This window comes from Serratia sp. CY55921, from assembly GCF_052167655.1.
Classification (GTDB): Bacteria; Pseudomonadota; Gammaproteobacteria; order Enterobacterales; family Enterobacteriaceae; genus Serratia; species Serratia ureilytica.
Map to the genome: position 1 here is coordinate 2,567,378 of NZ_JBJNMU010000001.1, position 22,858 is coordinate 2,590,235.

The window sequence follows — 22,858 nt, forward strand, 5'->3', positions numbered from 1 at the left end:
ATGCAAAAAGCGGTATTGATAACCGGCTGTTCCAGCGGGATTGGCTTGATTGCGGCGCAGGATCTGCGCAACCGCGGCTACCGGGTGCTGGCCGCCTGCCGCAAGCCGCAGGACGTGGAAAACATGCGCCAGCTCGGGCTGGAAGGCATCGAGCTGGATCTGGACGACAGCGCCAGCGTCGAGCGCGCCGCCGCCGAGGTGATCGCGCTGACCGACGGCCGACTGTACGGTCTGTTCAATAACGGCGGTTTCGGCGTTTACGGCCCGCTCAGTCGCATTTCGCGCAGCCAGCTGGAACGGCAGTTCGCCACCAACCTGTTCGGCACCCACCAACTGACCCAGCTGCTGTTGCCGGCGATGTTGCCGCACGGCGAAGGGCGGATCATTCAGACCAGTTCGGTGATGGGCCTGGTCTCCAGCGCCGGGCGCGGCGCCTACGCCGCCAGCAAGTTCGCGCTGGAAGCCTGGTCGGACGCGCTGCGCATGGAGCTGCACGGCAGCGGCATTCAGGTCAGCCTGATCGAACCGGGGCCGATCTCCACCCACTTTAGCCAGAACGTCAACCAGGCGCAGAGCGACAAACCGGTGCACAATCCCGGCATCGCCAAGCGCCTGACGCTGCCGCCGGAGGCCATTCTGCCCAAACTGCGCCACGCGCTGGAAAGCCCGCGCGCCAAACTGCGCTATCCGGTCACCCTGCTGGCGCACGCGATGAGCGTGCTGCGCCGCATTTTGCCGGGCCGCTGTCTGGATTGGCTGCTGCGCAGCAACGCTTAATTCGCCCGACGGGGTTGAAGAATGGCGGCGCGCCCCCATCTACACCCCATGGCTCCGCACGATCAGAGAGAAAAAAGATGCTAGCTCAAGCTGTTGTTGATATTAACGAAACTAACCTGCACCAGACGCTGGAACAATCGATGTCCACACCGGTGCTGTTCTACTTCTGGTCCGAGCGCAGCCAACACTGCCTGCAGCTCACGCCGGTGCTGGACAAGCTGGCGGCGGAATACGCCGGTCAGTTCATTCTGGCCAAGGTGGACTGCGACGCCGAACAGATGATCGCCTCGCAATTCGGGCTGCGTTCCATTCCGACGGTCTACCTGTTCAAAGACGGTCAGCCGGTCGACGGCTTCCAGGGCCCGCAGCCGGAAGAAGCGATCCGCGATTTGCTGCAGCGTTTCCTGCCGAAGGAAGAAGATCTGAAACTGGCACAGGCGCAGGAGCTGCTGGCCGCCGGCAACGCCGCCGAAGCGCTGCCGCTGCTGAAAGACGCCTGGCAGAGCAGCCAACAGCGCAGCGACATCGGCCTGACGCTGGCCGAAACTCAGATCGCGCTCAGCCGCAGCGAAGACGCTGAAGCGGTGCTGGCGACCATCCCGCTGCAGGATCGCGATACCCGCTATCAAGGTCTGGTGGCGCAGATTGAACTGTTGAAGCAGGCGGCGGACACGCCGGAAATCCAGCAGCTGCAACAACAGGTGCAACAGCAGCCGGACAACGTCGAACTGGCGGTGCAGCTGGCGCTGCAGCTGCATCAGGTCGGGCGTAACGAAGAAGCGCTGGAACTGCTGATGGGGCATCTGAAGAAAGATCTGGCCGCCGCCAACGGCAACGCGCGCAAGACCCTGATGGACATTCTGGCCGCACTCGGCACCGGCGACGCACTGGCCGCTAAATATCGCCGCCAGCTATACTCCCTGCTGTACTGATATCCGTCATACCTGAAGCTGCATCCAGGCGGCAAACGTGAGAAGCCCTGGGAGCTTAGATAACTAAGTGACCAGGGGTTCGAACGTGCAGCCAACAACGATGCGGCGGGAAAGACGAAGGGATATCAACGATAGACCCGCACCCCGCCCTCCACGCCCGCCGGGCTGAACAACACCTGCCACAGCTGAATGTTGCGCGAACGGAACGCGCCGGCGCAGGCGTTCAGGTAATAGGTGAACATGCGTTCGAAGCGCTCGGAATAACCGCCCATCAGATCCGGCCACGCCCGTTTGAAATTCTCCAGCCAGGCCATCAGCGTGCGATCGTAATCAGCGCCAAAGTTGTGCCAATCCTCCATCACGAAACGCCCTTCGCTGGCCTCGGCGATATGCCGCACCGAAGGCAGGCAGCCGTTGGGGAAGATGTATTTGTCTATCCAGGCGTCAACGTTGAGATCGGTCTGATTGGAACCGATGGTGTGCAGCAGGAACAGACCGTCGGGCTTCAGGTTGCGCGCCGCGACGCTAAAATAGGTCTCATAGTTTTTCGGCCCGACGTGCTCGAACATGCCGACCGACACGATGCGATCGAACTGGCGATCCAGATCGCGGTAATCCTGCAGCAAGATCTCGACGTCCAGCCCAGCGCAGCGTTCCTGCGCCAGCTTCTGCTGCTCGGCGGAAATGGTCACACCGTGCACCGAGACGCCGTAGTTTTGCGCCGCAAACTGCGCCAATCCGCCCCAGCCGCAGCCGATATCCAGCAGCGTCATGCCCGGTTTCAACTGCAGTTTTTCGCAGATCATCCTGAGCTTGGCCTGCTGCGCCTGCTCCAGCGTCTGCGCCTCTTTCCAGTAGCCGCAGGAGTATTGCATATAAGGATCGAGCATCGCCCGAAACAGGTCGTTGCCGATGTCGTAGTGCTCTTTGCCCACCTGCCAGGCACGCTTGCGCGATTGGCGATTGAACAGCCGGGCATAGGCGATGCGCGCGATGTCGCTCAGGCTTTTCGGCAGCCGTTCATCGACGCCGGCCTGCAGAATGCGGGTGAACAGCATGTCCAGCCGTTCGCACTCCCACCAGCCGTCCATATAGCTTTCGCCGAAGCCGAGCGAGCCTTCCTGCAAAATGCGTTTGAACAGCGCCGGGTTATGCACCCGGATATCCCAGGCGCGCGGGCCGTTGATGGCGACGCCGGCTTCCGCCAACATCTCCTCCACAATGCGATACCAGCGATCGTTCTTCTGGGCGAGTTCATCAACACTGAGCGAATCCATAACAATCCTTGGCCGAAATGTCATTTCAAAAAGCATAGTCGCAAATGAAAATGACAAATTTTTGACGGTAAACACGGGGGTGTTTTTACTCTAGCCAAGGCGAGCAACATCATGAAATGAATAAAAATTATTGAAATCATGCCATTTAGGCATACTTATTTTTCAGCTGTGCCACACTTGTCGTGACAACACTCTGTTCCAGACGCGGGATCCGCTGATCGCGGGTTTGGTCGGTGCCCTGGATTAAGTCGCGGTATCAGTAGGCATTTTTCCGGCGCTGTCGTAATATCTGTTTACATATGTCTGACAGGAGGTTTGCATGCTTACTTTTATTCCCATCGTGATCGTCGTCGCGCTGATTGTGGTGTTCGCCGGCGTCAAAATTGTGCCGCAGGGGTTCCAATGGACGGTAGAACGCTTCGGCCGCTACACCAAAACGCTGATGCCGGGCCTGAACCTGGTGGTGCCGTTCATGGACCGCATCGGCCGCAAAATCAACATGATGGAGCAGGTGCTGGACATCCCTTCCCAAGAGGTGATTTCCCGCGATAACGCCAACGTCGCCATCGACGCGGTGTGCTTTATCCAGGTGGTCGATCCGGCGCGCGCCGCCTACGAGGTCAGCAACCTCGAACAGGCGATCGTCAACCTGACCATGACCAACTTCCGCACCGTGCTCGGCTCGATGGAGCTGGACGAAATGCTGTCGCAGCGCGACAGCATCAACAGCCGCCTGTTGCACATCGTCGATGAAGCGACCAACCCTTGGGGGGTGAAAATCACCCGTATCGAGATCCGCGACGTGCGGCCGCCGGCGGAACTGATCGCCTCGATGAACGCCCAGATGAAGGCCGAGCGCACCAAGCGCGCCGACATCCTGGAGGCGGAGGGGGTGCGTCAGGCGGCCATTCTGCGCGCCGAAGGGGAGAAGCAATCGCAGATCCTGAAGGCCGAGGGCGAACGCCAGTCGGCGTTCCTGCAGGCGGAAGCGCGTGAACGCGCCGCCGAGGCCGAGGCGCGCGCCACCCAGTTGGTGTCCGACGCCATCGCCAGCGGCAACATTCAGGCGGTGAACTACTTCGTGGCGCAGAAATACACCGATGCGCTGCAGAAGATCGGTTCCTCCAACAACAGCAAGGTGGTGATGATGCCGCTGGACGCCAGCAGCCTGCTCGGCTCGATCGGCGGCATTACCGAACTGCTGAAAGAAAGCAAAGGCAAATAATCATGCTCGAACTGATCGCGGCGAATCCGCTGTGGTTCTGGCTCTCCCTCGGGGGCGTGCTGCTGGCGGCGGAAATGCTCGGCGCCGGCGGCTACCTGCTGTGGAGCGGCGTGGCGGCGCTGTTGGTCGGCGCCTTGATCTGGCTGCTGCCACCGCTTTCCTGGGAATGGCAAGGCGTGATCTTCGCCGTCCTGACCGTCGTCGTCGCCTATCTGTGGTGGTACTGGCTGCGTCGCCGCCCGGCGGCCGCATCCGGCGGTTCGCCGGTGCTCAACCAGCGCAACCGTCAGTTGATCGGCACCCGCGCCACGCTGACGGAGCCGATGCACAACGGCATGGGGCGCATTAATATCGGTGACAGCAGCTGGCGCGCGCAGGCGGCGGAAGATCTGCCCGCCGGCACCGAAGTGGAAGTGGTGGCGGTGGAAGGGGTCACGCTGGTGATCCGCGCCATCAGCCGTTAATTAGAACGACAACACCCCGCCAGGTTATTGATGATGGGGCACTCCGCCCCCTCGTCGCCCGGGCATTGTTCCGCCAGCGTCAACAGGCGCTGGCGCATGTTCCCCAGCTCGCTGATGTGCTTTTCGATCTCCGCCACCTTCTGCAGCGTGCGCGCCTTCACGTCGGCGCTGTGGCGGGCCGGATCGTTGAACAACGCTACCAGTTCGCGGCACTCGTCCAGGTTGAAGCCCACCTGCCGCGCCTGACGCAGCAGCGTCAGCTCTTCGACATGCTTGGCGGAATAGTGGCGGTAACCGTTGTCGCTGCGAATCGGGGCGGTAATCAACGCTTTCTCTTCGTAAAAACGAATCGTCTTGCTGGTTAACCCGGTTTTTTTCGCTACGTCGCTAATATTCATTTTCCCTCCTTGACCTTACCCTTGCTGGAAGGTTTAAGCTCCATTCTTAGTGAAAACAGGTCAGGCGGTCAACCTTTAAACACCGCCTCTACGCAAGGAGTTCAATCATGTCACACACCACTATGCTGGCATTGCAGGGGTTGTCCTGCATGAACTGCGCGCAGCGGGTGAAAAAAGCCCTGGAAAGCCGCAGCGATGTCGAACAGGCGGAGGTTAACGTCCATTACGCCAAAGTGACCGGCGAAGCGCCGGACAGCGCATTGATCGACAGCGTGATCGCCGCCGGCTATCAGGCAGAAGTCGCGCCGCGCGCCGACACCGAACTGCAGCTGAGCGGCCTGAGCTGCATGCACTGCGTCGGCAGCACCCGCAAGGCGCTGGAAGCGGTGCCGGGCGTGTTCGCCGCCGACGTCGAGATCGACAACGCGAAAGTGTACGGCGATGCCGATCCGCAGGCGCTGATCGCCGCGGTGGAACATGCCGGTTATCACGCCAGCGTGGCGGGCGCCGTCGTCCCAAAAACTGAGCCGTTGACTGACGCAACACCTTCGTTGCCGGACGTTCAGCCAGCGGCGCAGCCTTCTCTTCCGGCAACCGACAGCGCGGACGACAGCGTACAGCTGCTGCTCAGCGGCATGACCTGCGCCAGCTGCGTCAATAAGGTGCAGCAGGCGCTGCAAAGCGTTCCCGGCGTGGAGCATGCGCGCGTCAACCTGGCGGAGCGCAGCGCGCTGGTGACCGGCGCCGCCGATGCGCAGGCGCTGGTGGCGGCGGTGGAAAAAGCCGGCTACGGCGCCGAGATGATTCAGGACGAAACCGAACGCCGCGAACGTCAGCAACAGACCGCACGCGCCAACATGAAGCGCTTTAGCTGGCAGGCGGCGCTGGGGCTGGCGTTGGGTATCCCACTGATGGCCTGGGGGCTGTTCGGCGGCAGCATGACGCTGACGCCGGAAACCCAGCGCCCCTGGCTGCTGGTCGGCGTCATTACCCTGGCGGTGATGGTGTTCGCCGGCGGGCACTTCTACCGCAACGCCTGGCGCGCATTGATGAACGGCAGCGCCACCATGGATACCCTGGTGGCGCTCGGCACCGGCGCCGCCTGGCTCTATTCGATCGCCGTCAACATTTGGCCCGATTTCTTCCCGATGGAGGCGCGTCACCTCTATTACGAGGCCAGCGCGATGATCATCGGTTTGATCAACCTCGGCCATGCGTTGGAACAGCGCGCCCGCCAGCGTTCTTCGCAGGCGCTGGAGCGGCTGCTCGATCTGACGCCGCCCACCGCGCGGCTGGTGACTGACGACGGCGAGAGCGATATTCCGCTGGCGGAGGTGCAGCTCGGCATGACGCTGCGGCTGACCACCGGCGATCGCGTGCCGGTCGACGGTGAAATCGTGCAGGGCGAAGTCTGGCTCGATGAAGCGATGCTGACCGGCGAAGCGGTGCCGCAGCAAAAAGGCCCCGGCGACACGGTGCATGCCGGGACGGTAGTCGACGACGGCAGCGTGCTGTTCCGCGCCGCCGCCATCGGCAGCCAAACCACGCTGGCGCGCATCATCAAACTGGTGCGTCAAGCGCAGAGCAGTAAGCCGGCGATTGGCCAGTTGGCCGACCGCGTCTCGGCGGTGTTCGTGCCGGCGGTGGTGGCGATCGCCCTGTTCAGCGCAGCGGTGTGGTACTTCTTTGGTCCGCAGCCGCAGCTGGTCTATACGCTGGTGATCGCCACCACGGTGCTGATCATCGCCTGCCCATGTGCGTTAGGATTGGCGACGCCGATGTCGATCATCTCCGGCGTGGGCCGCGCGGCGGAATTCGGCGTGCTGGTGCGCGACGCCGACGCCCTGCAGCAGGCCAGCCAGTTGGATACCCTGGTGTTCGATAAAACCGGCACCCTGACGGAAGGGAAACCGCAGGTGGTGGAGATCCTGACCTTCAATCAGGTCAGCGAACAGCAGGCGCTCGGCTGGGCCGCCGCGCTGGAACAAGGCTCCAATCACCCGCTGGCGCGCGCCATCATGGAACGCGCCGCCGGGCAAACGCTGCCGCAGGTGGCGCAGTTCCGCACCCTGCGCGGCGCCGGCGTCAGCGGGGAGATCGACGGCGTGCAGGTGCTGCTGGGCAACGCCGCGCTGCTGAAACAACATCAGGTCGCGGCCGACGAACTGGAGGCGCCGATGCGCGCCCAGGCCGAACGCGGCGTGACGCCGGTGCTGCTGGCCGTTGACGGTAAACCGGCTGCGCTGTTCGCCATTCGCGATCCGCTGCGCGAGGACAGCGTAGCGGCGCTGCAGCGCCTGCACCAGCAGGGATATCAGCTGGTGATGCTGACCGGCGACAACCCGGTGACCGCCAACGCCATCGCCAAAGAGGCCGGTATCGATCGGGTGATTGCCGGCGTGCTGCCGGACGGCAAAGCGGCGGCGATCAAACAGCTGCAGGCGCAGGGCCAACGCGTGGCAATGGTCGGCGACGGCATCAACGACGCCCCGGCGCTGGCGCAGGCCGACGTGGGCATCGCGATGGGCGGCGGCAGCGACATCGCCATCGAGACCGCCGCCATCACCCTGATGCGTCACAGCCTGCACGGGGTGGCGGATGCGGTGGAACTGTCGAAGGCCACGCTGCGCAACATGAAGCAGAACCTGTTCGGCGCCTTTATCTACAATACGCTGGGCATTCCGATCGCCGCCGGCGTGCTCTATCCGCTGACCGGCACGCTGCTCAGCCCGGTGGTGGCGGGCGCGGCGATGGCGCTGTCGTCCATTACCGTGGTCAGCAACGCCAACCGGCTGCTGCGTTTTAAACCCAGGAAGTAAGCTCCGGGGCGTCGTCAAGGCGCCCCGCTGTTTTCCGGGCTTCCCTGCGCGGCGGATAGCGTTTAGCATGAATGACGATTTTCCCTCGCCTTGCACGCGAAAACGCGCACCCGTTATTCAGGAGCCACGCCGTATGGGTCAACTGTTACGCCGCCTCGCCGCCTTTCTCGGCCTGATCTCGCCCAAAAGTTACGCTTATCCGGCGCTGGACATCACTCTGCCGGGCGAGCGTCGGCTCCATCTGGTGGGCAGCATCCATATGGGCACCGTCGATATGTCGCCGCTGCCGCCCCGGCTGGCCGCCCGGCTGCAACAGGCCGACGCGCTGATCGTCGAAGCCGATATCACCGATTCCGCCTCGCCTTTCGACCACGCCGAGCTGCAGCCGGCGCTGGAACAGCGCCTGTCCGCCGAAGAATATCAACAGCTGCTGGCGCTGTGCCACGAATTGGGCGCCGATCCGCACGCCTTCGCCACCCTGCCCGGCTGGCAGGTGGCGCTGATGATGCAGGCGCGGCAGGCTCAGCGTCTGGGGCTGCGCGCAGAGTACGGCGTAGATTATCAGCTGCTGCAGGCCGCCAGAGCGCAGGACAAACCGGTGATCGAACTCGAGGGGGCGCAGCAGCAGTTGGCGCTGCTGGAACAGCTGCCGGAAGGCGGCATCGCGCTGCTGCGCGATACGCTGGAGCACTGGCATACCAACGCGCGGCTGCTGCAAACCATGGTGAGCTGGTGGCTGGACGCCAAACCGCGCGGCACGCTGGACACGCTGCCGGCCACCTTCAGCGCCGGGCTTTACGACGTGCTGATGCATCAACGCAATCGCGACTGGCGGCGTCAGCTGGAGACGCTGCCGGCCGGAGACTATGTGGTGGCGGTTGGCGCATTGCACCTGTATGGCGAGGATAACCTGCCGGCGATGCTGCAGCCGCAGGGGTAAAAAAGTGGCCAATATCGCTATTGGCCAGTCAAAGAGGAATTTCTTGTATTCTAGTTATACGCATAGCAACCGTGTTAACGGTTACAGTAAACAGGGTAGCAACCCGGTGAATATCTTGGCAACCCGCTTTATGTAACAGCCGCTCAGGTTGCCGGGCTGGTTGGATTTTTGTATTTTTAAGGCTGGTTATCACCCTTTCCCCACCGGGGACATTTTGGACAACACATCATGACGCCCGCAGTCGTTCTGCTTGAGAAACAAAAGGTCGCCTTCACCCTCCATCCTTATCACCACGACAGCGACGAAACCAACTTCGGCGATGAGGCGGTGAGAAAGCTGGGGCTGGATGCCGATCGGGTTTACAAAACCTTGCTGGTGGCGCTGAACGGCGACGCCAAACACCTGGCGGTGGCGGTCACGCCGGTCGCAACCCAGTTGGATCTGAAAAAGGTTGCCCGCGCCCTCGGCGCCAAAAAGGCCGAGATGGCCGATCCGCAGCTGGCGCAGCGCGTCACCGGGTATCTGGTGGGCGGCATCAGCCCGCTGGGGCAGAAAAAACGGCTGCCGACGGTGATCGACAGCCCGGCGCAAGCGTTCGCCACCATTTACGTTTCCGGCGGCAAACGCGGGCTGGATATTGAGCTGGCCGCCGCCGATCTGTGCCGCCTGCTGGCCGGCAGCTTCGCCGACATCGCCAAACGCGACTGACGCCGCGTACTCAGCGGCACACCACCGTGTCGTCACAGGCCGCCAGCGTTTCCACCAAGCGGTCCTCCAGCGCCTTCACCTGCGCGCCGGGCACCAGATAGTTATTGCTGATGATGGCGAACGCCAGCGGCCGCCCGGTCGCCGAATCAACATAGCCGCTGAGCGACGATACGCCGGTCATGGAACCGCTCTTGGCGTGAGCGCGCCCCGCCGCCGCGCTTTTCACCATGCGGTTACGCAGCGTGCCGCCTACCAGCAACCCCGGCTCGCCCGCGACGGGCAAGGCGCGATACCAGTCGGCGAACCACGGCTGTTTTCTGGCCGCCAGCAGCAGCGTCGTCAGCTGTTGCGGCGTGATCTGGTTCATGCGCGACAGCCCTGAACCGTCCACCTGGCGATACGCGTCGGCCGCGATGCCCTGGCTTTGCACAAATCCGTTTATCGCCTGAAGGCCGGCGGCCCAATCCCCTTTGCCCTGCGTCTTGAGGCCCATCGCCTTAGTCAATATCTCGCCGTAGCCGTTATTGGACACTTTCAGGAAGGTGACGACCAGGCGGGAGAGCGGCGGCGAGGTTTTTTGCGCCAGCAGCTGTGCGCCGGCCGGCGTCACGCCCTCTTCAGCGTTGCCGCGCAGGGTGATGCCGTGCGCGCGCAGAGCATGTTGCAATAAAGCGCCGACGACGAGGGCCGGTTGATCGACGGTAATCAATCGCGAGCTGGCCTCCGCCTGTGCGGCGATGGTGCCGCTGACCACGATCCGGTTGCTGCCCGGCCGGCGCTCGTACGTCAGCGCGGTGTCACTGCCGGTGGTGGTGCGATTGACCAGCGTCACCGCGTCATTGGCGGGATAGAAGCTCGCCCGTCCCGGCGCGCCGGCGCGAGCGCCCGGCCGCACATCCACCTGCACCACGTTGATATCGCCGCCGGGGGTAAAGGCATAGTTCAGCGCCGAGATCGGCGCAGCGAAGGCGAAGGGTTCATCGTCCCAGCTCCAGCCGGCGCCGAATGGCGTTTGATCGAAGGCGCCGGCGTCCAGCAACAACCGCCCCTGTATATGACGGATGCCGCGCTGCGCCAGCGCCGCGGCGAAGGTATCGAGATCGTCCGGATGCAGCGTCGGATCGCCGCTGCCCTGCAGATAGAGATCTCCCCGCAACGTGTCGCCGCGCTGCTCGCCGGCGGTCAGCAGCCGGGTTTCAAACCGGTAATCCGCCCCCAGCACGCCGAACGCCGCCAAAGAAGTGAATATCTTCATGTTGGAAGCCGGCGCCAAACGCTGCTCCGCGTGCGCCTGATACAGCACCTTGCCGCTGTCGGCATCGCGCACCATCACGCCGTTCGACGCCCCGGCCAACGCCTTGTCCTGGCCGAGGGCCGCCAGCGCCTGGCTGAGGGTTTGTCCATGACGTTCGCCGGATGACGAACACCCCGCCAGCGCCACGATGGCGGGCAGCAGCCAGCCTGCGGTTTTCAACATGTCATCTTCCTGTTTGCGTTATCAAAACCAAATTGTCGCTCAGGCTATCATTGGAAGGCGGCGACGTCCTGTTTTCCATTCACTGAACAACGATTTTTGCCTATTGATATTATAAAACAAGCAATAATAAGAATTGCTAAACAATCCAGGCAATAAAGTTTGAATATGAACTATATTATGTGAAACAACCTTTAATATAATGTTAATGTTTTTAATGTGTCGTGTTGACAATAAACAAAGCCAAAGCTATCGTTACTCCCCATTAAAACTCACAACCTATTATTAATAACAATTTACTTATATGAATTTTAAAATGTGATCTCACTCACTGACTTCCATAGGGAATAACACGCCATGTCTGCAAATACAGGGCCCGATGGCCATCAAGTTATTTTTGATGGCGCGGGCATCGGTGACTTTTGTCCTGAAACGTCGCTGCTTGAAAACTTTGAAAGATTAAATATCGACATTCCCAACCTATGCCGAAAGGGGAGGTGCGGCTGTTGCAAATTACTTCTAATCAGCGGAAATATACGCCATGAAAAACAGAGTGCCTTATGCGAAGAGGAGTTAGAAGAGAATATTATTCTGGCCTGCTGCGCCTATTCACAATCGGATATTGAAATAGAACTCTATTAATAAGGATTAACCGATGAGCCTCATTGAAACCACGTTGAAAAAATGGGATCGCGCCGCGATTGTCCGCTCCCGCCCGCGTCGCCTTCTCAACGAACAGGACAGCCAATCAACCCTTTTCTTCCCCCTCGAACGTCTGCCGCTGTGCCTCCATCCGCGCGTTGCCGCGCTCGGTGAACAAGCATTGCGCTATATTCAGGTACAAACCCTCTACCATTACCTGAATGGCATCGCCAACATCGAGTTGGATATCATCAATGATTCCAGTTACAAGCTCTACAAAAACGCAGTCGGCGTAGACTTTCCGCTTGAAATGCGCTTAGACGCGCTGACCGTGGTCGTGGATGAGTCCTATCACGCCCTGGTGGCGCTGGATCTGATCAATCAGGTAGAGCAGATGACATCCATTGCGCCGCTGCCGATGCCAAAAGACACCGAGGCCTCCTATGCCCTGGCGCAATCGTTGGCAATGGGGGACGAACGGCTGCGCGAACTGCTGCGACTGGTTTGCGTGTCCCTGTCGGAGCAGGCGCTGACGACCGATCTGATCGATGTGATCAACAACGAAGATATTTTCCCGACCTTCTATCTGGTGATGAAAGATCACGTTGCGGATGAAGGCCGCCATGCTCGCTTCTCACAGCAGGTGCTGAGCCATATCTGGCGCCACAGCGACGCGGCCACCAAGCAAGCGTTGCAACAACCGATTTTGGCTTTCCTGGAAGGCTACGCAACCGACGCTATCGCCAAAGATTTCAGCGCCTGCATGTTGCGCCAACTCGGACTGACAGAAGCGGAAATTATCGACATCATCGCAGATACTTATCCAGCAACGCATGTTAAACCGTGGGAAACCAATAATATCGTCACGGAGCAAATGTTGGTGGCGCTGAATAAATCGGGCATTCTGGCTGATCTGCCTATCGCCGATGCGCTGCATGCAAAAATCTAATTGACCGATATAAAAACTCAGCATCTTTGATATTCCGCAAGGGAAACCATTATTCTCAGGAAGCAAAAATGGAATTACTTAATATTGGCTATTTCGGCGACAGCGCCTGCGGTAAATTATTAACCGACGAAATCCAGGAATACGGCCATCAGGTTAGCTTTATCAGTCTCGAACGCCGTCCAACCGAAAAGCTCGACCTTATTATCACCACTGAAAATAACGCTGAAACAATACGACGGCTGCAACAGCAGGGGAAAAACCTGCTGACGCTGGTAACCAATAAAAAAAATATTAACGACATTGACACCCTGCAAAACCAAGAACACTTTTCTCTGTACTTTAGCTCCGCCGGCCAAGCCGCTTATCTGTGCGACGCGCTGTCCGATCTGGCCGCTGACGCCCAGCTTCCCCTGCTGCAGGAAAGGCTTGTCGACATTGTAGTCGAGCTGTCGCGTGGCGGTATACCGCCGATACAAGAACTTCCCTACCGCTTGGCGCGTAAATACTATGCCGAATCACCGACGCGCATGCGCGAATTGACCGCATTGCTGATGGAACGCCTTGGCGATCAGATGCAGGGACGTTGCGGCAGCGATCTCTGCCATCTCACCTGGCAACCCGGCGCCGACTTCCATACGGTACCGGTGGCGGACATCACGACCCCCGCACAGTTGCAACATTTCTTCTTTAATGAAACCGGCGCGCTCAAACAGGGACGCTATGCCCAGCCACGAGCGATGGTCGACGTCGCGGCTTGCGGTGACGGCACTCAGCTCACCCTGTATGGCGACGACATGCGTTTCAACGCGTTCACCGACTATCTTGACGCGCTATTGGCAGATCCGGCCGATCCCGCCGCCGCGCCCATTGTTACTCAACCTCAAACGTTGCATCGTCTGAGCCAATTCAACGCAACCGACGATGCCGAGCTCCTGGCGCACGACGTCATCGCGTTGTTCCGTCATGCCGCCACCGCTCATCCGCAACAGGCCGCGCTGCATGCCGATGGCCAGACATACAGCTATGGCGAAATCGATCGCGCCTCGGATCAGTTTGCCTGTTGGCTGCTTGAACACAGCAGCGCCGCCAGTGCGGTCGTCGCCGTCTCGATGGACAAGTCAGCGACGCTGCTGATCGTGCTGTTGGGGATACTGAAAAGCAATAAAACCTATGTACTGCTCGACCCGCAGGCGCCAGCGGCGCGCAATCAAAGCATTCTTGACGACGTGCAGCCTGCGCTGATTTTGGCCGACTCGCCGTTGCACTCCGGCGACGTGCCGTGCATTGCGCCATCAAGCATTGATTACCGTTCGCTGAACATCCATGCGGAGCAACTCCCTCAATCGCGAGACGCACTGGCCTACGTCTGCTATACCTCCGGGACGACAGGCAAGCCCAAAGGCGTCATGATCGGGCGTGAAGGCCTGAGCAACGTGGCGCAAAACCACCGCAATTTCATTGGACTGGCGCAAGGCAGCCGCGTGCTGGCCATTGCCTCGCTGGGTTTCGACGCCTTCGGCTGGGACGTCTATGGCGCGTTGGTCAGCGGCGCGACGCTTTATCTGGCGCCTTCGGAGCTGCATACCGATGTCGGCGCGCTGCACGACTATCTGACTCAACACGATATCGGCCATATCACTATTACACCGGCAATTCTGGAATTGTTGCCCCGCGAAATGTGGCCGGGGCTGCGGACGATGATTGTCATGGGAGACGCCCCGCCTGCGGACGTCGTTGCCTGGTGGGCCGAACGCACCCGATTGTGCAACGGTTACGGGCCGACCGAGGCTTCCATTGCCACTTCGCTGTGCGAGTATCGTCCCGGCGTTCCCTGGAACTGCATTGGCAAACCGCTGAAAAACTACCGTTGCCACATCCTTGATCCCCACCATAATCCACTGCCGGTCGGTTTTGAGGGCGAACTGTGCATCGCCGGCAGCGGCCTGGCGCACGGTTACCTGCATCAAGAGGCGCTGAGCGCAGAGAAGTTCATTACCTGTCGGCTACCGTATATGGCGGCCGAAGAGCGTCTTTATCGAACCGGCGACATCGCCAAATGGGACGAACAGGGCAACATTATTTTCGTCGGCCGCCGCGATCACCAGGTGAAGATACGCGGAGTGCGCATCGAGATGGGAGAAGTGGAAAGCGCCGTCCGCAGTCACCCACTGGTTGAAAGCGCCTGCGTGGTCGCTCGCAGCCAGCCCTCGGGCAAAATTCTCGCCGCCTTCGTGCAACCCGTTTCGCCTGAGCTGACGATCGACGCGCTGCGTCACGCGTTGGTCACACAGCTCCACCCCGCCGCGATCCCCAGCGTTTTTATTTTCTTGCCGGCGCTGCCGCTGACCATCAATGGCAAGATCGCCCGTCAACAGTTGGAAAACTGGCCGTTGGATGAGCGCAATGAGCGCTTGACGCCGCCGGAAACCGAAACGGAGGCTATTCTCGAGCGCATCGTGGCCAACGCCATCGGCTGTCCGCAAGCCGACGTCACACAGGAGTTCATCAACCTGGGTGCGCACTCGCTGACTATGAGCAAAATCGTCGCGCTCGTCGCACGCGATCTTTGCTGCCACCTGAGCATCGCCGATCTGTTCCGCCACAATACGGTGCGCAAATTGGCCGAATATATCGAGAATAAGGCCGTTGCCGCGGAGCGCGCCATCGCGATCTGCGACGAACGCCGCGCGCCGCTCAGCCCGCAGCAGAACCTGCTCTGGTACCTGAGCGCATTGAATCCTGACGACTGCAGTTACAACCTGCCGCTGGCGGTAGACATCCAGGGCCCGCTCGATCTGGCGCGCTTTGAGCAGGCGATCAATTTTATTTATGAAAAACATGAAAGCCTGCGCACTCGTTTCGCCGAAACCGACGGTGTCGCCTATCAGTTGGCAGAACCGCATGCTCCGATTCGCCTTGCCGACCACTGGGTGGACGGCCAAACGCAGTCGGCAGAAAAGTGGGTGCGCCAACTGTGTGCTACGCCTTTCGACATCACCGCTCGGCCGCCACTGGCGCTTCGGCTGGTACAGTATCATCAGCAGCACCATGTTTTGATTTGGGTAAAACACAACATTATTACCGATGCCTGGAGCGAACAACTGATCCTTAACGATCTGTGGCAGCGCTATAACGAGCTCGACAATCACAACGGCTTCGACGCACCGCAACCGCAGATTCAAACTATCGACATCGTCAATAGCGGCATCGCGTCACCCGCGCCGGCGGATGTTGCTTATTGGCAACAGCAACTGCAAGACTGCCGCGAACTGGACTTCCCGCTGGATAAACCGCGCCCGCTAATGCCGACGCACGCCGGAGAGCGCATCCATTATCAGCTGCAGCCCGACGTCGCCGATCTGCTGGCGTCACGGGGCAAAGCGCTGGGCGCCACGCCTTTCGCCTTGCTCTGCACGGCATTAAGTTTGCTGCTCAGCCGTTATACTCAGCAGCAGGATATCGTCATCGGCACCGCCATCGCAGCGCGGGACAACCTGGATCAGGCGCAAGTCAGCGGCTTCCATGTCAATACCGTTCCGCTGCGTATCCAACTGGGCGAACAGGACACCCTCGCCGGGCTGATCGGTAACATGATGGAAACCTGCATCGGCGCCTATCAGCATCAGCAGCTCTCGTTCGACCGGATCTTGCACCAGATCGAATACGAGCGGATGTCGAACAAAAATCCGTTATTCCAAATCATGGCGATCCTGCAGAACGCCGGCGACGTATGCCAACAAAACCTGCGCGATTGCACGCTGCATCGCTTGCCGCTTTCATCGGGCTTCTCGATGTTCGATATGACCTGGAACTTCAGTGTGGAACAAGGCGCCGTCGCCATCGAACTCGATTACGCCAGCGAACTGTTTTATCCCGCCAGCATGCAGATGCTGTTGGACAACTATCAGCAAACGCTGCAACAACTGCTCACCCTGCCGGCCAATACGGCGCAGCATGCCCTTAACCCGCTATGCGAACGGGAACAAGATTGGCTGCAACAGTTGGCCGTCAACGCGGACGCAGGCTCACGTGACTCGCTGCTGGTGCAAATTGGCCGGTTGGCACATACCCAGCCTGACAGCCTCGCCGTCAGCTGCGAACGGCATCAGTACAGCTACCGTCAGCTGTGGGCGCAGTCTGAACGCGTCGCGCATGCCTTGCTGCGCATCGACAGCCGGCCTTTCTCGGTCGGCGTCATGATGGAGAAAAGTTGCCACGTCGCCGTGCTCCTGCTCGGCGTGCTGAGAGCCGGCAAACACTACGTGCCGATTGACGTACACTACCCGGCCGACCGCGTGAGCTACATGATCGAGAACGCGCAAGCCCGGTTGCTGGTGACCGATGGTGAGCCAGAGCAAGGTTGGGCCAGTCCCGCCGTCGGTTTCGACTCGCTGGTTTCTCATCCTGCAGCGGCCGACGCGTTGCCGATCCCAGCCGACGATACGCTGGCCTATATCATGTACACCTCAGGCTCAACCGGTAACCCCAAAGGGGTGATGATCACGCATGGCAACCTGAACAATTTCACCAACGACTTCGTCGGGCGGCTGGCGCTGAGCGCGCGCGATAAGGTGCTCAGCCTGACCAGCATCAGTTTCGATATTTTTGGGTTGGAACTGTTCTGCTCGCTGGCCGGCGGCGCGCACGTCACGCTGTGTCCACGAGAAACCGCCATGGATCCGGTCAAGCTGTATCACTTTATCGAGCAACAGCAGCCCAGCGTGATTCAAGCGACACCTACCGTCTGGAGTACCATCGTCCACCACCTGCCGGCGGCGAGCCAACGCCCCCTGACCGTGCTATGCGGCGGCGAGAAAATGCCGGCGGCCCTGTTGACGCAATTGCGACGCATCGCGACACGGGTGCTGCAGGTGTATGGCCCGACGGAAACCACCATCTGGTCGACCTGCGCCGATCTGACTCACGAAGGCGCAAGCGACTGTATCGGCACGCCGATCCAGGCGACTGAGGTTCTGGTCATGGATCAGGCCGGCAACCCGCTGCCAAGCGGCGCATTTGGTGAGCTGTGGCTGGGCGGCGCAGGGGTATCGCCGGGGTATTGGCGCAACCCGACGCTGAGCGATAAGGTCTTTCTACGGCGTCAGGCGTTCGGCGCCGAGCGCTATATGTACCGCACCGGCGACATTGTGCGTTTTAATCGACAGGGGCAGCTGGAGTATCTCGGCCGGAACGATCACCAGGTCAAAATTCGCGGTCACCGCATCGAGTTGAGCGAAATCGATCTCAGTTTATCGTCTCTCGACAATATCGAGCGATCGCTCAGTTTAATTGTCGGTGAAGACCAGCAAGCCCGCATCGTCAGCTACCTGCAGTTAACGCCGGGAGCAGAGCTGAATGAAAAAGCGGTGCGCGCGGCGCTGAAAGCCCGTTTGCCGAATATCATGATCCCGTCCGGTTTTGTGGTGCTGTCGGCCTTCCCGCTCACCAACAACAACAAAATCGACATTCGTCGGTTACCGGCACCGGAAATCCGCTATTCGGCTTCGGAAGCGGACTACACGCCTGCGGCCAACGAGGCGGAAAGCGCCATGCAGCATATCTGGCAACAAGTCTTGTCACAGACGCAGATCAGCGTCTGCGACAGCTTCTTCAGCCTGGGTGGAAATTCACTGCAGATCCCGCAGCTGCTGCACGCCATTCGTCAACAGATGGGCGTCTCGCTGACTATCCGCGAATTCATCATGCACAGTCAGATCCGCGAACTCACCGCGCTGGCCTTGAGCAAAACTGCCGAGGCCGCCGATGAAACGCATTGAGGTGTACCACCAAGGGCGTTGTCATCACCTTGACCACCGAGAGCCGCTGCGGCTCTCGGCCAGGCTGGACTTCGCCGATAACCCAACCAACCTTTATGGCGTGGCTCCCGCCGACTCGGCGCCGCTGAGTTACGGCGATACCGTCGCCAGCGTGCGTCATGGCGGGGTCTGCAACGCCGAGCGCATCAGCCTGGTGCCGCACTGCCACGGCACACACACCGAATGCATCGGCCATATTCTTCCTGAAACGCACAACGTGGCGGATTTGCCGCTTGAACCGTTCATCGCCGCCACCCTGATTCGCGTCAGGCCGCAGCGAGCGGACGCAACTGCAGAGAGCTATAACGCCAGCGCTGCCTCTGAAGATTGGCTGATTACCCGGGCGGCACTCGATGACGCGTTGGCGCCGTTGTCGGGCGACTACCTGCAGGCTTTGGTGATAGCAACCGAGGCGCCGAGCGATTTCCGCGCCGCGGCCTGCGCCCCCTACTTCAGCCATCAAGCCCTGGCGCGCATCGTCGAACTCGGTGTCCAGCATCTGTTGGTGGATATTCCATCAATCGACCGGCTATACGACGGCGGACGCATGGACAATCATCGCCGTTTTTGGGGGCTTGAGGCCCCCGACAGGCCGCAAGAAGGGCGCAAATACGCCTCCGTGACCGAGCTGATTCAGGTTCCCGCGCAGGCCACGGCGGGACACTATTTTCTGACCCTTCAACTGCCGGATCTGAGCGGGGATGCCCTTCCCAGCCGGCCCATCTTATTTTCGTTTTCTACAGGGAAAGTGACATCATGAATTACGCCAGCTATCTGCAGCTAAACCAGTTGCTGTCGCTGCAACAGCCAGCCTCGCCGTCTGCGGAACACCGCAATGAAAACTTGTTTATCATCACTCATCAAACCTACGAGCTCTGGTTCAAGCAGTTGATCGATGAGCTTCATCTGGCGATCGCGCAGATCGAAGAAGGAGATATACCGGCGGCGATCGAAACGATGACGCGCGTCAATGCCATTACCCAAACCGTGGTGAATCAGATCGCCGTGATTTGCACGCTGAAGTTTCACGAATTCCAGCGTTTTCGCAGCTATCTCGGCACCGCCAGCGGTTTTCAATCCTACCAGTTCGCCGGCATAGAAGCGCTGCTCGGCAAGGAAAATCCGAAAAAACTACAGCAGTATCAGGGTGATGAAGAGGCACAGCGCCGATTGGCGGCTATCATCCAACCGGTTTCACTATGGCAGGCAATACGCGGCCATCTGATGCGTCTCAATGACCAGCCCAATCAGACGGCGCGGGGCTTCGACGACATCATCAGGCAATCGCTGACGCGTTCGAGCTGCGAGTCGCTGCTGCTCAATCAACTGCTGGATTTGGATTCACTGCTGCAGGAGTGGCGTTATCGCCATGTGAAACTGGTGGAACGTACTATCGGGCAGCGGAAAGGTACTGGCGGTTCATCGGGTTCAGACTATCTGAAATCTACGCTGTTCACGCCGATCTTCGATGAATTGTGGAACGCCATCAACTGAATGCGTTCCTTAACGCCAAGGAAGCTCAGGCTTCCTTGGTCTCCTGAAAATACGGATTTCGCCATGCATTGCACCCACTTCCCCAACGCCCCACGCAGCTTGAAACCGCTGACGCCAGGGCGCCAGGGCAGCCTGCGGCTGATCGCTTTTCCCCACGCCGGCGCCGGCGCCACTGCCTTTCAGGAGTGGAGCCCCTCGTTGCATCAGGACATCGAACTCTATGCCGTGCAATACCCCGGTCGAGAGGAGCGGGCAAACGAAGCGCCGCTCTGTCACCCCCAATCACTCATCAATCAACTGATGCCGGCACTGCAGCCACTGCAGGACAAACCGCTGATCTTTTTCGGCCACAGTCTTGGCGGACGGGTTGCGCTGGCGTTAGCGATGGCGCTGCCTCAGCCGCCGCTGCAGTTGATCATTTCCGCCAGTTCATCGCCCTTCCTGGCGCGCCACAGTTCGTTGCTGAGAATGCCGCGTGCCGCTTTGTTGAACGCGCTATGTGCCGGCGAGGGTCTGGATGCGTCGCTCATCGACGACAGCGCGCTGCTCGATTACTATCTGCCGCTGATCCGTGCCGATCTGATGCTGTCCAGCCAATTGCTTTTCCCTGCGCAACCGGGTTACCCCGCCCCGCTGGCGATGTTCTATGGTGAAAACGACGAGCTGATCGATCGGCAGGATTTGCTCGACTGGCGCCGGATCGCGCAAGGCGACTTTCAGCAGCGCACTTTTGCCGGCGGGCATATGTATATCACCACGCAGCGCGACGCCGTGATAGCCGGCATTCACCAGTTGCTGGCAGGCCACCTGAGTGAACCGGCCAGCATATAGCCGTCAGGCGTTTTCACTCTCAAGCATCGCCAAACGACGCTCGTTGTGCACCACCCGCCACGCCAACAGCAGCACGCAGAGGCTGCAGAGCGACAGCACGGCGCCCAGGTGCTGCGACAGCCCCGCCAACACCAAGCCACCGCCGAGCATCAGGTAATACATCAGGCCAAGGATGGCGCCGGCGGTGCCCATGCAGTCTTTATAATGGCGCAGCGCGCGCGCCAGAATATTGGGAATGGCGATGCCGTACGCCATCACCACCAGCATCATCGGCAGAACGAACCACAAGGTCCCTTCCAGCAGCAATACCAGCAGGCCGCCGGCCAGCGACAGCGTGCAGGCCAGCATCAACAGCGCGGGGAACAGCCAGTGCTTGCCGATCAAAAACTTGTTGATCGCCGCGCCGATACCCACCCCGGCCGCCAACACCAAACCGGTATAACCGAACCACTGTGCCGGCAGCGCCAACGCCGAGAAGTGGAATGGCGCCAGCTGGTAATAGCTGAACATGCAAATATTGAACAACGCCACCAACAGCGCGCTGAGCCAAATATCCCCGTCCTTGACCATCCGTCCCAGCGTGCCGAAAAATGAATTCTTCACCACCTGTTGCGGACGCGTCTCCGGCAGTTGCCAACCGGCATAGCCCAGCAACAGCGCCGCCAACAGCGCCAAACCGCCGAACACCCCCTGATAGCCCCAATAGTGAGTCAGCACTGCGCCGCTCAACACGCCAACCGCCGGGCTGATCGCCATGGCGATCCCCATCACCGAGAACACCCGCGCCAATTCATAACCGTCGAAGCGATCGCGAATCGCCGTTTGCGTCCCGACCGAACCGACCGCCGCGCCAAAGGCGGCCAGCACCCGCGCGGCCAGCAGTACGCTGAAGCTGCCGCTGAACAGCGCAACGAGAGAAGCCAGCAGATAGAGCGTCAGCCCGGCCAAAATGGTGGGACGGCGTCCGATGACGTCGCACATCCGTCCCCATACCACCACGCCCAGCGCAAAGGCGAAAAAGTAACAAGAGAGCGTTTGCGCCGCCATTTCCGCACTGACCCGGAAACCGTGCGCAATATGCGTCAATGCAGGGCTGTAGATGGTCTCCACCACCTGGGGAAACATCATCATCGACGTCGCCAACGTCAGCGTCAGTTTACGTTGCATAACAGATCCTGTAGCCAAGAATAGGCTGCACAAGGTAGCATCTGGTCCCAGCGCCGATTACAATATAAAAGACAATAAATTTACAAAATCGGACAGACTATGGCGTGGCTGCAGGCGCAGGACAGTTTTAATCCGGATACGCTCGACAACGGGGTGCTCGGGATCGCCGCCGAACTGGCGCAGCACGACTCGGGCACGCATTGGCATGACAGGGGGCAGTTGCTGTTCTGTCAGCAAGGCAGCATGCGCATCACGCTCAACCAAAGCATCTGCATGCTGCCGCCGGGCAGAGTCGCCTGGATCCCGCCGCAGGTGGCTCACCGCGTTCAGGTCAACGGCGTCGTCGGTTACCGTTCGCTTTATCTCGACGCCGATCGCTATGCCTGTCTGCCTGCGCAGCTTGCCGTACTGACAGCCTCGCCGCTGCTGCGCGAGGTGTTGGAACGCATCGCGTTCGCCGCCTTCGACACCGACTGGCAGTATGGGCCTTACGCCAATATTCTGGCGGTCTGCCTGGACGAGATCGCCGCCGCGCCGCGCGAACTGACGCTGCTGCCGCTGCCCAGCGACCGCCGCCTGCGCCATCTGGCCAATCTGGACATGCTTCCGCCGCTGCACGAGCTATCGCGCTATAGCGGCGCTTCCGAGAAAACCATCAGCCGGATTTTCCGCCGTGAAACCGGGCTCGGTTATCAACAATGGCGTCAGCAATGGCGCCTGATCAAAGCGATAGAGATGCTGGCCGCAGGGATGAGCCAATCCGACGTCGCCGGTCGGCTGGCGTTTTCCAGCGACAGCGCCTTCGCCACTTTTTTCAAGAATATGGCGGGCTGCCCGCCGAGGGCGTATATGGAGAGAAGGAAGTAAGACGCCGTTTAAAACGGCAACGCTGACAAAAGGCGTTGATGCAGAGGAGAAAAGCGAGGGGGGGAACGGCGCCCCCGC

18 protein-coding genes are annotated in these 22,858 nt (G+C 60.2%); 14 read left to right on the top strand and 4 right to left on the bottom strand.

Features of this window, described 5'->3' with window-relative positions; translation table 11 throughout:
- Positions 1-777, top strand: coding sequence for an SDR family oxidoreductase (locus tag ACJ8M3_RS12505; RefSeq protein WP_004940195.1), 777 nt, complete (start codon positions 1-3; stop codon positions 775-777).
- 77 nt (positions 778-854) lie between these two features.
- The gene (locus ACJ8M3_RS12510) at positions 855-1,709 is read left to right on the top strand and encodes a co-chaperone YbbN (RefSeq protein WP_089196666.1); all 855 of its coding nucleotides are present in this window, start codon (positions 855-857) and stop codon (positions 1,707-1,709) included.
- Positions 1,710-1,834: 125 nt separating this feature from the next.
- Here the strand turns inward: ACJ8M3_RS12510 and cfa are convergent, their stop codons facing one another.
- Positions 1,835-2,986, bottom strand: a complete 1,152-nt coding sequence (cfa, locus tag ACJ8M3_RS12515) for a cyclopropane fatty acyl phospholipid synthase (RefSeq protein ID WP_033642134.1) — start codon at positions 2,984-2,986, stop codon at positions 1,835-1,837.
- A gap of 319 nt (positions 2,987-3,305) precedes the next feature.
- On the opposite strand from cfa, the gene ACJ8M3_RS12520 reads away from it, so the two are divergent.
- Complete coding sequence (locus ACJ8M3_RS12520; protein ID WP_004940203.1) at positions 3,306-4,211, top strand: SPFH domain-containing protein; 906 nt, start codon at positions 3,306-3,308, stop codon at positions 4,209-4,211.
- A gap of 2 nt (positions 4,212-4,213) precedes the next feature.
- Positions 4,214-4,675, top strand: a complete 462-nt coding sequence (locus ACJ8M3_RS12525; protein WP_033642133.1) for an NfeD family protein — start codon at positions 4,214-4,216, stop codon at positions 4,673-4,675.
- Here the strand turns inward: ACJ8M3_RS12525 and cueR are convergent.
- The gene (gene cueR / locus ACJ8M3_RS12530; RefSeq protein ID WP_025301807.1) at positions 4,672-5,073 is read right to left on the bottom strand and encodes a Cu(I)-responsive transcriptional regulator; all 402 of its coding nucleotides are present in this window, start codon (positions 5,071-5,073) and stop codon (positions 4,672-4,674) included. The two genes, ACJ8M3_RS12525 and cueR, sit on opposite strands and share 4 nt — an antisense overlap.
- A 107-nt stretch (positions 5,074-5,180) precedes the next feature.
- Between cueR and copA the strand changes: the two genes are divergently transcribed.
- The 3 genes from copA to ybaK all read left to right on the top strand — a co-directional run bounded on the left by copA (position 5,181) and on the right by ybaK (position 9,540).
- Positions 5,181-7,892: a copper-exporting P-type ATPase CopA gene (copA, locus tag ACJ8M3_RS12535; RefSeq protein WP_089196665.1), complete on the top strand. Its 2,712-nt coding sequence runs from the start codon at positions 5,181-5,183 to the stop codon at positions 7,890-7,892.
- 133 nt (positions 7,893-8,025) lie between these two features.
- Positions 8,026-8,832 carry a TraB/GumN family protein gene (locus ACJ8M3_RS12540; protein ID WP_442514688.1) on the top strand — a complete coding sequence of 269 codons (807 nt, stop codon included), beginning with the start codon at positions 8,026-8,028 and terminating at the stop codon, positions 8,830-8,832.
- Positions 8,833-9,060: 228 nt separating this feature from the next.
- Positions 9,061-9,540: a Cys-tRNA(Pro)/Cys-tRNA(Cys) deacylase YbaK gene (gene ybaK / locus ACJ8M3_RS12545; protein WP_004940240.1), complete on the top strand. Its 480-nt coding sequence runs from the start codon at positions 9,061-9,063 to the stop codon at positions 9,538-9,540.
- Between the two features lie 10 nt (positions 9,541-9,550).
- On the opposite strand, the gene dacB is transcribed toward ybaK, so the two are convergent.
- Entirely contained in the window at positions 9,551-11,017 is a 1,467-nt protein-coding gene (gene dacB / locus ACJ8M3_RS12550; RefSeq protein WP_089196664.1) for a D-alanyl-D-alanine carboxypeptidase/D-alanyl-D-alanine endopeptidase, read from the bottom strand.
- Positions 11,018-11,371: 354 nt separating this feature from the next.
- Between dacB and ACJ8M3_RS12555 the strand changes: the two genes are divergently transcribed.
- The 6 genes from ACJ8M3_RS12555 to ACJ8M3_RS12580 all read left to right on the top strand — a co-directional run bounded on the left by ACJ8M3_RS12555 (position 11,372) and on the right by ACJ8M3_RS12580 (position 20,746).
- On the top strand, positions 11,372-11,656 hold the full coding sequence (locus ACJ8M3_RS12555) for a 2Fe-2S iron-sulfur cluster-binding protein (protein WP_071845084.1): 285 nt from the start codon (positions 11,372-11,374) through the stop codon (positions 11,654-11,656).
- Positions 11,657-11,669: 13 nt separating this feature from the next.
- Entirely contained in the window at positions 11,670-12,605 is a 936-nt protein-coding gene (locus tag ACJ8M3_RS12560) for a diiron oxygenase (RefSeq protein WP_033651120.1), read from the top strand.
- A 68-nt stretch (positions 12,606-12,673) separates the two neighbouring features.
- A complete protein-coding gene (locus tag ACJ8M3_RS12565) occupies positions 12,674-18,382 on the top strand; it encodes a non-ribosomal peptide synthetase (RefSeq protein ID WP_089196663.1) in 5,709 nt (1,902 codons plus the stop codon).
- Positions 18,369-19,181, top strand: coding sequence for a cyclase family protein (locus tag ACJ8M3_RS12570; RefSeq protein WP_050594404.1), 813 nt, complete (start codon positions 18,369-18,371; stop codon positions 19,179-19,181). The genes ACJ8M3_RS12565 and ACJ8M3_RS12570 overlap by 14 nt, the downstream gene beginning before the upstream one ends.
- Positions 19,178-19,915 carry a tryptophan 2,3-dioxygenase family protein gene (locus tag ACJ8M3_RS12575; protein WP_033642125.1) on the top strand — a complete coding sequence of 246 codons (738 nt, stop codon included), beginning with the start codon at positions 19,178-19,180 and terminating at the stop codon, positions 19,913-19,915. The genes ACJ8M3_RS12570 and ACJ8M3_RS12575 overlap by 4 nt, the downstream gene beginning before the upstream one ends.
- A gap of 63 nt (positions 19,916-19,978) precedes the next feature.
- Positions 19,979-20,746, top strand: coding sequence for a thioesterase II family protein (locus ACJ8M3_RS12580; protein ID WP_033651117.1), 768 nt, complete (start codon positions 19,979-19,981; stop codon positions 20,744-20,746).
- A gap of 3 nt (positions 20,747-20,749) precedes the next feature.
- On the opposite strand, the gene ACJ8M3_RS12585 is transcribed toward ACJ8M3_RS12580, so the two are convergent.
- Positions 20,750-21,913 (bottom strand): multidrug effflux MFS transporter, encoded by a 1,164-nt coding sequence (locus ACJ8M3_RS12585; protein WP_089196662.1) that lies wholly within the window; start codon positions 21,911-21,913, stop codon positions 20,750-20,752.
- A gap of 99 nt (positions 21,914-22,012) precedes the next feature.
- Here ACJ8M3_RS12585 and ACJ8M3_RS12590 point away from each other — a divergent pair, with 99 nt between their 5' ends.
- Positions 22,013-22,780 carry an AraC family transcriptional regulator gene (locus ACJ8M3_RS12590; RefSeq protein ID WP_047572418.1) on the top strand — a complete coding sequence of 256 codons (768 nt, stop codon included), beginning with the start codon at positions 22,013-22,015 and terminating at the stop codon, positions 22,778-22,780.
- The last annotated feature ends 78 nt before the right edge of the window (positions 22,781-22,858 follow it).